The sequence below is a fragment of the Pseudomonas sp. GR 6-02 genome, from assembly GCF_001655615.1.
Taxonomy (GTDB): Bacteria; Pseudomonadota; Gammaproteobacteria; order Pseudomonadales; family Pseudomonadaceae; genus Aquipseudomonas.
Window position 1 is genome coordinate 4308272 of record NZ_CP011567.1, and the last position, 15035, is coordinate 4323306.

At 60.8% G+C, this 15035-nt stretch carries 12 protein-coding genes; 5 read left to right on the top strand and 7 right to left on the bottom strand.

Annotation, left to right across the window (positions count from 1 at the left end; all coding sequences use genetic code 11):
* Nucleotides 1-15: 15 nt before the first annotated feature.
* Nucleotides 16-1008: a diaminopimelate epimerase gene (locus PGR6_RS18990; RefSeq protein WP_064618991.1), complete on the bottom strand. Its 993-nt coding sequence runs from the start codon at nt 1006-1008 to the stop codon at nt 16-18.
* 168 nt (nt 1009-1176) lie between these two features.
* Between PGR6_RS18990 and PGR6_RS18995 the strand changes: the two genes are divergently transcribed.
* Nucleotides 1177-2328 (top strand): MFS transporter, encoded by a 1152-nt coding sequence (locus tag PGR6_RS18995; protein ID WP_064618995.1) that lies wholly within the window; start codon nt 1177-1179, stop codon nt 2326-2328.
* 125 nt (nt 2329-2453) lie between these two features.
* Nucleotides 2454-3980, top strand: coding sequence for a trypsin-like serine peptidase (locus PGR6_RS19000; protein ID WP_064618998.1), 1527 nt, complete (start codon nt 2454-2456; stop codon nt 3978-3980).
* Between the two features lie 60 nt (nt 3981-4040).
* Here PGR6_RS19000 and PGR6_RS19005 read toward each other — a convergent pair whose 3' ends face one another.
* The 3 genes from PGR6_RS19005 to PGR6_RS19015 all read right to left on the bottom strand — a co-directional run bounded on the left by PGR6_RS19005 (nt 4041) and on the right by PGR6_RS19015 (nt 8033).
* On the bottom strand, nt 4041-6464 hold the full coding sequence (locus PGR6_RS19005; protein WP_064619001.1) for a TonB-dependent siderophore receptor: 2424 nt from the start codon (nt 6462-6464) through the stop codon (nt 4041-4043).
* 97 nt (nt 6465-6561) lie between these two features.
* Nucleotides 6562-7536: a FecR family protein gene (locus PGR6_RS19010; RefSeq protein ID WP_064619003.1), complete on the bottom strand. Its 975-nt coding sequence runs from the start codon at nt 7534-7536 to the stop codon at nt 6562-6564.
* On the bottom strand, nt 7533-8033 hold the full coding sequence (locus PGR6_RS19015; RefSeq protein WP_064619006.1) for a sigma-70 family RNA polymerase sigma factor: 501 nt from the start codon (nt 8031-8033) through the stop codon (nt 7533-7535). Before PGR6_RS19015 ends, PGR6_RS19010 begins: the two co-directional genes overlap by 4 nt.
* 171 nt (nt 8034-8204) lie before the next feature.
* On the opposite strand from PGR6_RS19015, the gene PGR6_RS19020 reads away from it, so the two are divergent.
* Nucleotides 8205-9332 carry an HlyD family secretion protein gene (locus PGR6_RS19020; protein ID WP_064619009.1) on the top strand — a complete coding sequence of 376 codons (1128 nt, stop codon included), beginning with the start codon at nt 8205-8207 and terminating at the stop codon, nt 9330-9332.
* Entirely contained in the window at nt 9329-10921 is a 1593-nt protein-coding gene (locus PGR6_RS19025; protein ID WP_064619011.1) for a DHA2 family efflux MFS transporter permease subunit, read from the top strand. The genes PGR6_RS19020 and PGR6_RS19025 overlap by 4 nt, the downstream gene beginning before the upstream one ends.
* A gap of 9 nt (nt 10922-10930) precedes the next feature.
* On the opposite strand, the gene PGR6_RS19030 is transcribed toward PGR6_RS19025, so the two are convergent.
* From PGR6_RS19030 to PGR6_RS19040, 3 genes are all read right to left on the bottom strand, one after another.
* A complete protein-coding gene (locus tag PGR6_RS19030) occupies nt 10931-11371 on the bottom strand; it encodes a carboxymuconolactone decarboxylase family protein (protein WP_018925362.1) in 441 nt (146 codons plus the stop codon).
* Nucleotides 11372-11536: 165 nt separating this feature from the next.
* A complete protein-coding gene (locus PGR6_RS19035; RefSeq protein WP_064619013.1) occupies nt 11537-12985 on the bottom strand; it encodes a mechanosensitive ion channel family protein in 1449 nt (482 codons plus the stop codon).
* 136 nt (nt 12986-13121) lie between these two features.
* Nucleotides 13122-13988: a pirin family protein gene (locus PGR6_RS19040; protein ID WP_018925360.1), complete on the bottom strand. Its 867-nt coding sequence runs from the start codon at nt 13986-13988 to the stop codon at nt 13122-13124.
* A 243-nt stretch (nt 13989-14231) separates the two neighbouring features.
* Here PGR6_RS19040 and dkgB point away from each other — a divergent pair, with 243 nt between their 5' ends.
* Nucleotides 14232-15035 (top strand): 2,5-didehydrogluconate reductase DkgB, encoded by an 804-nt coding sequence (gene dkgB / locus PGR6_RS19045; protein WP_064619017.1) that lies wholly within the window; start codon nt 14232-14234, stop codon nt 15033-15035.

Here is a 15035-nt window from a genome sequence, read left to right on the forward strand (position 1 = left end):
ATGACGGTCTCAAAATCACCCCATCAACCGCGCCGTCCCAAACAACCTGACCCGACTCAATTCGCCCTCCCGTTCTTCCAGCAGAATCGGCGCCGTGCCGCCGGGCATGACCACTTGCACTTCCCCCGCTGCCACCCAACCCACTCGCCACGCCGCGCACGCCACCGCACTGGCGCTGGTACCCGACGACGCGGTCGGCCCTTCGCCACGCTCGAACACCCGCGCAACGATTCGCCCTTCGGATTCAAGCATCGCCCATTGCAGGTTCACCCCGGCCGCACACGGCTGCCCCGCCCCGGTCGGCGTGGCGTAAGCGATGCGGGTCAACCCTCCAGACAACTCCGGCTCGCGCATTTGTGCGTTGCTCGGCAACGCATCGGCGCCTGTCACTAACGTCACACAATGGGGGTTACCGATGCGCACGAACTGGCTGCGGTTCCAGGCTGGGTCGAGCGTCGACAATGGCCGCACGTGACTGACATCACGCCCGTCCAACACGACGGCTTCGACCCCTTGCGCACCCACCGCTTCAGACCCGAACGAAGGCTGCCCCAAGTCCAGCCAGAACCCTTGCACGCCATCGATTTCGGCGGGGTTCACCGAAGTCGCCACTGGCGAGAGCGCATCGCGCTTGTCGTGATGAACCCTGAGCAGGCAAGCCTCCTCCCTCGGCATCAGCCCTTGTTCACTCAGGGCCTGGGAAAAAATCGTCAGGCCATTGCCACTGCGCTCGGCCAGGCTGCCGTCGGTGTTGACGATCAGCAGGTCAAACGGCGGCGAAGATTGAAACGGCCCCACCAGCAAGCCATCGCAACGATGCGCCTTGCTGCCGGGCGGTTGTGTCCCGGGAGCCCAGCCGCAGAATGCCTCGATGGCCGACAACGCCCAGGCCTCACGGGTTTGCGCCGCCTGGCTGGCCTGTTCAGGCAGCTCGATACCGCTATCGCGCAGGGCGTCAGGCGCCACCACCGCGTAGATATTGCCTCGAGCATCGTACATCCGCGTCATGGCGCCCCCCCTATGAACAATTGATGCGTCGACAATATCGCGAAACAACGGCTGGCTGTGCAAGGATGTCACTCTGCGTGACTGCTGCCCCCGCCTGAACGTGGTGATCGAACCCTTTGCGGTTGTTCACTGTCCTTTGGGACGCGACGTTTTTTGCCAAGGATCGATATGACCAACCTCAACACCCAAGCCACCTTCGTCCCCGGACGTCTGGAACAGATGTCCACGCGCATCGCCTTCTTCATCGCCGGTTTCGGCATCGCGGCCTGGGCGCCGCTGGTGCCTTACGCCAAGGCGCGGGCCGGGCTGAATGAAGGCACCCTCGGGCTGTTGCTGTTGTGTCTGGGGGTGGGTTCGATTCTGGCGATGCCCATGGCCGGGATTCTGGCGACGCGTTTCGGCTGCCGTCGGGTGTTGAGCGGCGGCACCTTGTTGATCTGCGCGGCGCTGCCACTGTTGGCGACGGTATCCTCGATTCCGGCGTTGATCGCGGCATTGTTCATGTTCGGCGCCGGCCTGGGCACGGTGGATTCGACGGTGAACCTGCAAGCGGTGATCGTCGAGCGGGCCAGCGGCAAGACCATGATGTCGGGTTTTCATGGGCTGTTCAGCCTCGGCGGGATCGTCGGCGCGGCGGGTGTCAGCGGCCTGCTCGGTCTGGGTTTTTCGCCGCTGGGGGCGATGTGCGTGGTGATCGTGGTGCTGGTGCTGGCATTGCTTAAAGCCGCGCCGCACCTGTTGCCTTACGGCAGTGAAAGCTCCGGCCCGGCATTTGCCGTGCCCCATGGCATCGTGCTGTTTATCGGCGGGATGTGCTTCATCGTATTCCTGGCTGAAGGTGCGGCACTCGACTGGAGCGCGGTGTTCCTGGCGCAGGAACGCGGGATCGACACCGCGTATGCCGGGCTAGGTTATGCGGCATTTGCGCTGACCATGACCGCCGGGCGATTGACCGGTGACGCGATTGTCCGGCACCTGGGCGCCACGCGGGTGATTCTGTTCGGCGGACTGATGGCTGCGGCAGGATTGTTTCTGGCGACCTTCACACCGGGATGGCAAGCCGCGCTGCTCGGTTATGCGCTGCTCGGTGCCGGTTGTTCGAACATCGTGCCAGTGCTGTACACCGCCGTGGGCAAGCAGACGGTGATGCCGCAAAGCATCGCGGTGCCGGCCATCACGACCCTGGGTTATGCCGGGATTCTGGCGGGACCGGCGGTGATCGGTTTTGTGGCTCATGGCAGCAGCCTGAGCTTCGCGTTCGGTCTAATGGGGGGCCTGCTGGTGGCGGTGGCGATTGGAGGGAAAGTGCTGAAGGTCTAACGCTCAGCAGCACGAAAAACGACAGGAGGTCGTATTTTTCGCCGCTTTACTATCAGTTCTGACAGTAGACACGTTTTGGCTGCGCATCGACCATGAGTTAAATATCCCAGGCGGGTGAGCTCCTCATGAACACGTTCAACCTCAAGGTTCTGCTGGTTTTGTTGCTACTGATGGGCGCGAACGGTTGCAGCAAATCGCCGCTTGCCCAACATGACTGGGGCGAGGGTATTGAAAATTTCGCACCGGCACGTCTCTTGTCCAATGCCGATGGGCGATACAACCATTGGCAGTCCATCGCCAGGGTCAAGGTTGATGAAGGCCGGATCTGCAGCGGCAGCCTGATCGATACCCGTGGAGCAAACGATGATCGCAGCGGCCCAGCGTATGTGCTCACCTCAGGTCATTGTGCAAAAGGTAATGTCGGTCGATTTATCGTGAACGAGCCTGCGTCCGGACAGGCTACCTTCAATTTTTTCCGGGACACGACGCCACAACAAAAAAACTATCCCGTCACCAGAATCGCCTGGAGCACCCTGCGTGGCCAGGACATTGCGCTGCTGGTACTCGATCGCACCCTCGGCCAAGTGATGAACGATGGCATCCAGCCCTTGAAAGTTGCGAGCCATGCCCTGACCGAAGGCACCGATACGCTGGTGGTTGGCGCCGCTGTCGATGATTTTATCCAGCGTTCGGCATGTCCGCAGGAACACCGCGCAGGAATTCTCGAAGCCGGGTGGGTTTGGGTGGATCAAATCAGCAATCGATGCCTGGGGGTCATCAATGGAATCTCTGGCTCTCCACTTCTGAATCGCTACACCAACGAAATCGTCGCGGTGATTGGCACCACCACGCGCGACAGCGGGCGATCGCGATGCAGTATCAGCGCACCTTGCGAAGTGATCGAAGGCATGCCCAATAAAGCGCAAGACACCAATTACGCGACGCCCGCCAATGGCCTGGATACCTGTTTTAGAGGGGGGCGCTTCGTTGGGGACCGCGAGCCCTGTGTACTGGGGCCCGTGTCGGAATTCGGCTCGAAGTATGGCGATCACTTCCTCAAACAGCCCCGAGATGAACAAGGGAACTACCTGCCGTTGTTGTGGGAGCATCGTTTTTCGAGCAACCAACCCTTCTTTCGTTTCAAGTACACGCGCACTGCCGAAAATTGTGCGGATATCAGGGATTACAGTGAGGTGCGTACCACTGACTCAGGCGGCGAGAGCGAGTTACGCTATGAACTGCGCCAAGGACCAGGGCTGTATTTCTTGTGCGTGATGGGGCAAAACCATCAGGCGGGACCACCCGGAAAATGGGATGCGCGAAACGCCAGGATTTTTTGGCGGTGGGTATTGGCAGAACCCGCTCAAATGGCGCCAGTATTCAACATCACGAATAGAGGAGAGGGCGTCTATTCTGTAGCGCCTTCTCAGGTCACGCCCGATCTGGATGTAGCAGGGCATCAATACAAGATCGGTACATCGGCCACGATTGATTGCCAACAAGCTGAGGGATATAAGCAGGTCAGGCCGCCACTGCTGGATTTTGAAGTGGACACGAGCGACGGCGAGAAAAAAATCTGCCTCAAGACCGTGGACATGGCAGGCAATCCTTCGCCTGTCATCGACTTCCGACTGCCAGACGCCGCCCCGTAAGCCTGTGTCGACACCTATCAGAAGCTGATCGGCAACCCGGAATTGCCGACCAGTCACTCATCAGAACCCGACGCTGGCCTGCACAAAGAACGTGCGTGGCGCGCCGACGTACATCCCCGAGTTGTTGTCGCTGGAACGGGTGAAATACTGCTTGTCGAAGATATTTTTCACCCCGGCGCCGACTTTCAGGTTCGACAACTGCGAGCCGAAGTCATAACCGCCGCGCACGTTCCAGGTCACGTAACCCGGAATATTGCCGTACTGACCGTCTGCGGAACCTTCGGTGATGTAGTTGCCGCTGAAGCTGCCATCGGCATTCACACCGGTCCCCGGCGAATGCTGTTTGGACTGGGCAAAGGCATCGAGGTTGTAGGTCCAGCGGTTGATGTCGTAACGCAGCCCGGCGGTGGCCACCTGACGCGAGTAGAATGGCAGATCACGGCCCTTGAAGCCCGGGATCTCGCCTTCGTAGGTGGCGCGGGTGTAGGTAAAACCGGCATTGGCGGTCAGGCCGTCGAGCATCGGGTTGAGCGCCGACAGGTCGTAATGCACCGACGCTTCAAGGCCCTGGTGCTTGGTGGCGCCGAGGTTGGTCCAGCCCACGTCGTTGCTGATGTATTGCAGTTCGTCATCGAAGTCGATGTAGAACAGCGTCACTTCCCCGCCCCACACGTCATCGTTGTAGCGTGTACCGATCTCGTAGGTCTTGGCCTTTTCCGGGCTCAAGCCATTGGCGGTGTTGTCACCCGAGCCACCCTGGCCGAGCTGGAAATATTGCAGGCTGCCGAACGAGGTTTCGTAGTTGGCGAACAGTTTCCAGGCCTCGGACAAGTGATACATCACGCTCAAGGCCGGCAGCGGTTCGTTGCTGTCGATGCTGCGGCGTTTTTCCTGCACGCGTTTGCCGGCGGTGTCGAGCACCGGCCTGTCGTGCCATTCGGTGCTGATGCTTTCAAAACGGATGCCGGGGGTCACGGTCCAGTTGCCGACGTCGATCTTGTCATCGATGTAAACGGCGTGGGCCTCGGTGCCACCGGTGCGGTCCTGGAACACATGGCCATCGGACGTTTTGCTGACCACCGGCTGATTGTTCACCAGCGCCAGACGGCTCGACTCTTCGTGCATGCCTTCTTTCAGGTAGCGATAACCGACGCTGGCTTCCTGCGTGGTCGGGCCCAGGTCGAACACATGGGACACCCGCGGTTCGATGCCGAAGGTGTAGTAAGTGCGTGGATAAGAGCTGAGGGTTTTCTGGTCGCGCGCGGCGATGGTGCTGCCACGGAAGCTGTCGGAATAGTAGGTCAGCACTTCGGCCTGGGTCCGGTCATCGATCTGCCGCGCCCATTTGAACGACACGTCCTTGCGGCGGCCGCTGAAATTGTCGTGGTCGCGGTCGGACTGGAACGGATCGGCGTCGTACTGCTTCTGCGTCAGGCCACCGGGCATGTCGGCGCTGGCGTCGTAGTAATGGAAATTGAGGCTGAAATCGTCCTGATCGGTGGGCGCCCAGTGAGTCTTGAGGATCACGTCGTCGATGTCATTGCCGTTGTTGCTTTTGCGATAACCGTTGCCGTTCACCCCGGAATACAACAGCGCCACGCCCATGCCGTTTTCGGCGGTGCCGCCGAGAAACGCGGTGTCGATGTGTTTCCAGCCACCGCGCTGGGTGGTTTCCATGGTGGTGCCGATTTCACCGGTGGCTTTCTCCGGGATCGCGCGGGTGACGAAGTTGATCACGCCACCGACGTTCTGCGGCCCGTAACGCACGGAACCGGCGCCGCGCACCACGTCGATGCTGTCGAGGTTGCCGGAGGAAATCGGCGCCATCGACAGCTGTGGCTGGCCGTAAGGGGCGAAGGCAGCCGGCACACCGTCGATCAGTACGGTGGAGCGTGGCGACAGGCGCGAGGTCAGGCCGCGCACACCGACGTTCAGGGAGATGTCGCTGCCGCCAGTGCCGTTGGCGTCCTGCACTTGCACGCCGGGAACACGCCGCAATACGTCGCCGACATTCATGGCGCCCTGCTCGACCATCGCTTCACGGCGGATCACCGTGCGCGCGCCGGGATGGTTTTGCACCACGGCGGCATCGGCGTCACCGAGCCAGTCACCCACCACCTTGATGTCGGTCACGCCCAGTTCCAGCGGGCCATTTGAGGCGGAAGTCGGTGCCGGCATCAGCGTGACCGAACCCTCATCGATCTGGTATTGCAGACCGCTGCCTTGCAGCAATTGGCGCAAGGCCTGTTCCGGCGAGAGGTTGCCGTCCACTGCCGGAGCCTGTTTGCCGGCCACCAGTTCCGGGCTGAAAAAAACCTGCAGCGAGGTTTGCTGGCCCAGCTGACTCAAGGCCTGGCCCAGTGGCTGAGCCTGAATATGAATGGCGTCGGCGGCGAATGCCTGAGGCAGCGCCGAGCTGACCGCCAGGGCAAGCGCGAGGGGCAGCCAGGATGACTTGTTATTTTTAGCGGTGGTTTTCTTCACGTCGAACGTTGTCCTGTGGATCGCAAGAGTGTGCGTCTGTTAATGCAAACCAGTTGCAGTTGGACAAGAAGACGAAGAACTCGAAAAAAACCTGAATCTATCGGGAGATTATTTCCTGGCTGCCGTCATCGAGGGTGCGGATGGTCACCGGCAGAATGCTCGGCAAGGCCTTGAGCAGCGCATCAGTGTTGTCGGATTTGAACACGCTGGTCAGGCGCAGGTTGCCCACGTTGGCGCTGCCGACTGTCAGCGGTTTCTCCCGATAACGCGACACTTCTTCGGCCACTTCGCTGAGGCTGGCGTTGTTGAACACCAGTTTGCCGCTGCGCCATGCGGTCAGTTCCGCAGGGTTGACCATATAGGCGGTGGCCACCTTGCCCTGGGCATTGATGCGAGTGCCGAAGCCGGCGGTGAGGCTGACGAAATCATCGCCACCCCCTTGAACCCTGACCGTGCCCTGCTCCACCGCGACCCGGGTTTCGGCGCTGTCGCGGCGCACATCGAACCGGGTGCCGGTGACCGTGACCCTGCCGCTGCCCGCCTCGACCACGAACGGTCGACTGCTGTCGTGCTCGACGCTGAACATCGCCTCGCCTTGCGTCAACTCGATGCCGCGACGGTCCTTTTCATAGCGCACCTGCACCCGGCTGCGGCTGTTCAGATCAATCACCGAACCGTCCGGCAACGCCACATGACGACGCTCGCCAAGGGCCGTGGAATATTCAGCCGTGTAGGTCGCCGGAGGGTTCAAGCCGCTGAACAGCCCCAGGCCGAGCGCCACCGCCAACACGCTGGCGGCCACCGCGTAACGCACCAGCGGACGACGTTTACTGCGCACCGCCGGGGTTTCACACAAGGCGTGCAGACGCTTGGCCGGCAATCGATCGGCCGCCACCCACAGGTTCTGGAGTATCTGATATTCGTTGCGATGCTGAGGGTGTTCGTCCAGCCAGCTCTCGAAGCGGCGCTGCTCTTCGGCGCTGGCGGCAGGTTCCTGCAAACGCACAAACCACCGCGCCGCGTCGTCGCGAACCGTTGTTTGCCCGCACGCACAATCACGAGTATCCATCATGGCTGTGCCCCGTCCAGACGATCACGCAGATGCCGCAGGGTGCGGATCATATACTTTTCCACCATGTTCCTGGACAGCCCCAGGCGCTCGGCGATTTCGGCCTGGGTCAGGCCTTCGATCTTCTGCCAGACGAACACCTTGCGGCAGTTGAGCGGCAACTCGGTGAGCGCCCGCTCGATGGAATCCGCCAACTGGATCGCGTGCATGAAATGCTCCGGGTCGCCGGACGACGACACACTGTGATCGATCGCCTCCGACTCCATGGCGCCCCGCCGATCCTCACGCCGATAACCGTCCACCGCGATGTTGCGCGCGGTCTGGTGCAAATACGCCCGAGGTTGCTGCACCGCCGCCGAATCGGACTCGAGCACCCGCACGAAGGTGTCATGGGCCAGGTCCTCGGCCTGCTGACGATTTCTCAGACGACGGGTCCAGGTGCCGATCAACTCTTCGTAATGCTCGAAAAAGCCAGGTCTGCGGGGCAGCTTGGGGGTCATTGCGGCGTGCTGTAGGGATGAAGTGCAAATAGTAATGCTTCCTATTAACCGAAAGCAATGGATTCCACTTGGGAGCACCAGACGACCGGTAGCCAAAACCCGTTGCCACAAAATATTACCTGCGTCATATTACACCCATAATAACGCCTCGTTTCCCACAGGTATTTATCCATGACCAGCATGCCCAGCCTTGAACCCGACCTTGCCGTCGCAGCGACCCCACCCAAGCCTCCCCTGCTGAAACGGCTGGTGCTGCTGACGGCAGCCATCGCAGCCCTGGTGTTCATCGGGCTGTATGCGAGCCATTGGTGGACTGCCGGGCGCTTCATCGAAGAAACCGACGATGCCTACATTGGTGGCGACGTCACGGTGATCGGCCCGAAAGTCGCCGGCTATATCGAAGAAGTGCTGGTGACCGACAACCAGAGGGTCAAGGCCGGCGATGTGCTGATCCGGATCGACGCCCGTGACTATCGCGCCAACCTGGCCAAGGCTGAAGGCGCGGTGGCCGCTGAAGAAGCGTTGCTCGCCAACCTCGACGCCACCGAACAACTGCAACACGCGGTGATCGGCCAGGCCCGCGCCGGTATCGATGCCGCGGGCGCCGAAACCGCGCGCTCGCGGGACGACAATGCCCGCTACAAACGCCTGGTGGGCAGCAATGCCGTCTCGGTGGAAAGCGCGCAACGGGCCGACGCCACCTTCAAGACGGCCCAGGCGCAAAGTGCCCGGGCCCAGGCCGAACTGCTGGCCGCGCAACGCCAGTTGAACGTGATCGAAACCCAGAAACAACAAGCCCGTGCCGCATTGGTACAGGCGCGGGCCGAGCGTGATCTGGCGCAGTTGAACGTCGGCTACACCGAGTTGAAAGCCCCCGTCGACGGCGTGATCGGCAATCGTCGGGCGCGGGTCGGCGCTTACGCCCAGGCCGGTTCGCAACTGTTGTCGTTGGTGCCGGCCAGCGGATTGTGGGTCGATGCCAATTTCAAGGAGGATCAGCTAGCGCGGATGACGCCGGGCCAACGTGTGATCGTACATGCCGACGTGCTCAAGGGGCGTGAGTTCCACGGGCATCTGGACAGCCTCGCGCCGGCCAGCGGTTCGCAGTTCAGCGTGCTGCCACCGGAAAACGCCACCGGTAACTTCACCAAAATCGTCCAGCGGGTGCCGGTGCGGATCCTGCTCGACCCGGCGGATGGCGTACTCGGTCATCTGCGTCCAGGCCTGTCGGTGACGGCCGAAGTGGACACCCGCGCCGAGCCTGAAGCGCAAACCCCAACCGTGGCCAGCGCGCCATGAGCCGCGCCCTCGTCGCCCCCGCGCAACCGTTCAACGCCGCCAACATGGCGACGGCGACCAAGGTGTTCGCCTTCGCCACGATGTGCATCGGCATGTTCATTGCGCTGCTGGATATCCAGATCGTCTCGGCGTCGCTGCGTGACATCGGCGGCGGGCTCTCGGCGGGCACCGACGAAACCGCCTGGGTGCAGACCAGTTACCTGATCGCCGAAATCATCGTGATTCCGCTGTCGGGCTGGTTGTCCCGGGTGTTCTCGACCCGTTGGCTGTTCTGCGCCTCGGCGATTGGCTTCACCCTGGCCAGCCTGCTCTGCGGTGTGGCCTGGAACATCCAGAGCATGATCGCCTTCCGCGCCCTGCAAGGGTTTCTCGGTGGCTCGATGATTCCGCTGGTGTTCACCACCGCCTTCTTTTTCTTCACCGGCAAGCAACGGGTGATCGCCGCCGCAACCATCGGCGCAGTGGCATCGCTGGCGCCGACGCTGGGGCCGGTCATCGGTGGCTGGATCACTGACATTTCGTCCTGGCACTGGCTGTTCTACATCAACCTGGTGCCGGGGATTTTCGTCGCGGTGGCAGTGCCGATGCTGGTGAAAATCGACCAGCCGGAATTGTCGCTGCTCAAAGGCGCCGACTACCTGAGCATGCTGTTCATGGCGGTGTTTCTCGGTTGCCTGGAATACACCCTCGAAGAAGGCCCGCGCTGGAACTGGTTCAGCGACAGCACGATTCTGACCACTGCGTGGATCAGCGGCCTGGCCGGATTGGCCTTCATCGGTCGAACCTTGTACGTGGCCAACCCGATCGTCGATCTGCGCGCCTTGAAAGACCGCAACTTCGCCCTCGGTTGTTTCTTTTCGTTCGTCACCGGGATCGGCTTGTTCGCGACGATTTACCTGACGCCGCTGTTTCTCGGCCGGGTGCGTGGCTACAGCGCGCTGGACATTGGCTTGGCGGTGTTTTCCACCGGGGTGTTCCAGATTATGGCGATTCCGCTGTACGCCTTTCTGGCCAATCGCATCGACCTGCGCTGGATCATGATGACCGGCCTTGGGCTGTTCGCCCTGTCGATGTGGGACTTCAGCCCGATCACCCACGACTGGGGCGCCAGGGAATTGATACTGCCGCAAGCCTTGCGCGGGATCGCGCAACAACTGGCGGTGCCGCCGGCGGTGACCCTGACCCTTGGCGGGTTGGCACCGTCGCGGCTCAAACATGCTTCGGGGTTATTTAACCTGATGCGTAACCTTGGCGGCGCGATGGGGATCGCCGCGTGCGCGACCATCCTCAATGACCGCACCAACCTGCACTTCACCCGGTTGGCGGAGAACCTCAACAGCACCAACGAAGCACTCAATCAGTGGCTGTCCCAGGTCGGCCATAACTTCGCCGCCCTCGGCCAGAGTGGTGACATCGGCGTCACCGCCAGCCTGCGTCAGCTGTGGCTGCTGACGTATCGCGAAGCACAGACGCAAACCTATGGCGACGCGTTCCTGATGATCATGGTCTGCTTCATTCTCGCCACGGCGATGGTGCCCCTGATGCGCAAGGTACAACCACCAGCCGCGCCGAGTGCCGATGCTCATTGAGCCTGATTGTTACTCCTGAGGCATCTTGCGGAAACCCACGGCCAGGCGGTTCCAGCTGTTGATGGTGGAAATCGCCACCGTCAGGTCGACCATTTCCTTGGGGCTGAACTCGGCGCTGAGCAGCGCATAGTCTTCGTCCGGCGCGTGGGTCAGGCTCACTTGGGTCATGGACTCGGTCCAGGCCAGTGCGGCGCGCTCGCGATTGGTGAAAAACGGTGCCTCGCGCCAGGCGGTCACGGCGAACAGCCGGCGTGGCGTTTCCCCGTCCTTCATGGCATCGGCAGTGTGCATGTCGATGCAGAAGGCGCAGCCGTTGATCTGCGAGGCGCGCAGCTTGACCAGTTCGATCAGCGACTTTTCCAGGGGCAGTTTCGAGACAGCGGTTTCCAGGGCCATCATGGCTTTGAAGGCGTCTGGGGAGGCAGTGTAGAAATCGATACGGGTTTGCATGGCGAGCTCCAATCACAATGGGTGTTGGCGCTACGTTAATGCGGACCTGAGGTTGAACAAATAGCCAATTATTGGGAAGTTGAGGATGCCAATAGACCAGAAGAATTTCAGTGACAGTGCCGACGCCGACGCCTGCTCGCGAAGGCGCCGGAACAGGCAACCAACCTATTGGTGACTACGATTGCGCAACCACTGCAAAAACCCTTTTTTCTCCACCACCTTGGGTGTTTCCTGACTCAGCGCCTGAGCCTTGTTCAAGCGGAAATCCAGCAACGTCTTCATCGCTTCACCGATGTCATGCCGCGCATCCAGGCACGGTTGGAGGTATTCCCTTTCGATCCGGTACAAGCTGCAGGTCGTCTTGGCTTTAAAGTCCGCCGGCATCGCCATATCGGACAAAATCCCGCCCTCGCCGATCACCTCTCCCGGCCCCATGCGCCCGCTTTCGATCTTGACCCCGCCGCGGCTCAGCTCCACCGACACGACGCCGGATTCAATGATGAACAGATGATCGCTGACCTCCCCCGCTGGCAGGATCATTTCTCCGGCGCGGAAGGTTTGCAGCTTCATGTTCTGGCTGAAGGTTTCTTTCTCTTCCTGACGCAGGGTCGAGAAGATGTTCGAGCTGTCCAACAACGCCCGTTGCCGTGACAAGGCCGCAGGAGCGTTGGGCTCGACGTTCGACAACAGGATGACGCCGGATGCCTGCAAGTGCCGGAACGCCAGGTCGAACAGCAGATTGCGCACCATGCGTTTCTGATCCATGGAGACCACGAAGCCGCTGATTTCATATTCCACGCCGGTGCTGCCGGAGCTTTTCAACGCCACGCACGGTGCCGGTTTGTCCAACAGAAAGCGGCACCCCTGCATGGCCCGCTCCAGGGCATCGATCACCGTTTGCGGACGCGCGTGGGGGCTCACTTGCAAACTGATCGAGACGCCGAAAATATCACTGGGCCGGCTGAAATTGATGATCTTGGCCTTGGCCGCCAGGGAGTTGGGGATCACCGCCATGCTGCCTTGGGAGGTTTGCAGGCGTGTAGCGCGCCAATCGATGTCGGTGACCCGACCTTCGGTGCCATCGATGGAGATCCAGTCACCCAGTTGATAGGGTTTGGTGGTGTTCAGGACGATCCCGGAAAACACGTCGCTGAGGGTACTTTGCAAGGCCAGGCCGACGACGATCGCCAACGCGCCGGATGTCGCCAGCACGCCCTTGACCGGTAATTCGAGCACGTACGCCAGGGCAGCAATGACCGCGATCAGGAAAATCACCGCGCCGAGCAGGTCCTGCAACAAACGCCCGGTGTGCCCGACCCGTTGCATCATCACCGCGCCGAGCAATACTGTCAGGGTGCGCGCTGCGTATAGCCACCAGCCAATCTGCAAACCGGTTGCCGCCAGGTGCAACGGCACATTGTCGGCCCAGGGCGCCGGCGCCATGGGGTTCAAGCCTTCGTTGAACAGCAGCACGCTGAACAACGCGAAAATCACCACCCGCGCGGCCAGTTTCCAGTTGCTGCTACTGGCCGTGATCAAACGCCACAACACCAGATCGATCAGGATCAGGATCAGCGCGCTAAGCAACGGGTGATTGGTGAGCAGTGACAGCATCAAGCAACTCCAACAATGGCCAATGGCGTGAAGATCTCACAGATTGTAGGAGCTGGCGAAGCCTGCGATCTGCAAAACACCACAAAACCAATGTGGGAGATACCAGGTTGCAGAGCAACCCACTACTGCGTCGTATTCAACCGCTCATCCGGCCGAACCGGCCCGACTGGAAGTCGCTGAAGGCCTGATGAATTTCCTGCTCGGTGTTCATTACAAACGGGCCGTGGCCGACGATGGGCTCGTCGATCGGCTCGCCGCTGAGCAGCAGCACGACTGCATCGTTGTCGGCTTCGAGGCTGAGCTGATCACCGTTGCGTTCGAACAACGCCAACTGCCCGTCACGCACCAGTTCCTGACCATTGACCTGAACCGTACCGCGCAGCACCACCAGTGCGGTGTTGCGTCCTTCATGCAGATCCAGGGTCAGCAACTTGCCGGCGTTCAAGCGCACATCCCACACGTCGATCGGCGTGAAGGTCCGCGCCGGGCCTTTGTGGCCGTCGAACTCACCGGCGATCAAGCGCAGGCTGCCAGCATTGTTTTTCAGCGGGATACGCGCAATGTCGCCGTCGAGAATCGTCTGGTAACCGGGCTCGGCCATCTTGTCCCTGGCCGGCAAGTTGACCCACAGCTGCACCATTTCCAGGGTGCCGCCGGTTTTGGCGAAACCTTCGGAGTGAAACTCCTCATGAATGATCCCCGAGGCTGCGGTCATCCATTGCACATCGCCGGGGCCGATCTTGCCGCCGCTGCCGGTGGAGTCACGGTGTTCCAGCTCGCCCTTGTAGACGATCGTCACGGTTTCGAACCCGCGGTGCGGATGCTGACCCACGCCACGACGCTCGGTGGTCGGAGTGAATTCGGCGGGACCTGCGTGATCCAGCAGCAGGAACGGGCTGATGTGTTTGCCCAGATTGTCGTAGGAAAACAGCGTGCGAACCGGAAAACCGTCGCCGACCCAATGAGGTCGTGGACTGGTGTAGATACCGATGATGTTTTTCATCTTTGCCTCTGAATCTGTTGTGTGACGCGATGGATAAAGCTTAAAACCATGACCTTTGGCGCACTAGACTGCAAAAATCAGCCTCATCGTTCTATCTGGAGAACGATGGAGGAAGATTTTTTGATCTTCCAACAACCCATTCATGACTTGCGGTAAACAGTGCTTTGCCAAACCAGCGGTTTTTCTCAAGGGTGCAGCCGGGGATACTCCCGCCCATTCCCACTGCAACCCCTGGAGTCTTTGATGTCTATTCCCGCATTCGGTCTTGGTACGTTTCGCCTGCAAGGCCAAGTGGTCATCGATTCGGTGAGCACCGGTCTTGAACTGGGCTACCGGGTCATCGACACCGCGCAAATCTACGAAAACGAAGCCGAAGTCGGCCAGGCCATCGCCGCCAGCGGCATTGCCCGTGAAGAGTTGTTCATCACCAGCAAAATCTGGGTCGCCAACTTTGCCAAAGACCGGTTGATCGACAGCCTCAAAGAGAGCCTGGATAAGCTGCAAACCGACTATCTGGACCTGACCCTGATCCACTGGCCGTCACCGGAAGATCAGGTGCCGGTCGAAGAGTTCATGGGGGCGCTGCTCGAGGCCAAACGACTGGGCCTGACCCGTCGGATCGGCGTGTCCAACTTCACGGTCGACCTGATGAAGCAAGCCATTGCTGCGGTCGGCGCCGAGAACATCGCCACCAACCAGATCGAACTGCACCCGTACCTGCAAAACCGCAAGGTCGTCGAATTTGCGCAAAGCCAGGGCATCCAGATCACCTCTTACATGACCCTGGCCTATGGCGAAGTGCTGAAAGATCCGCTCATCCAGCAGATCGCCGATCGCCTGCAGGCGACACCGGCCCAAGTCACCCTGGCCTGGGCCATGCAACTGGGGTACGCGGTGATCCCCTCTTCCACCAAACGCACCAACCTGCAAAGCAATTTGCACGCCTGCACCCTGACCCTGAGCGACGCCGACATGGCGCTGATCGCGGGCCTGGATCGCGGCCAGCGGCTGACCAGCCCCAACGGCATTGCGCCGCGGTGGGACTGA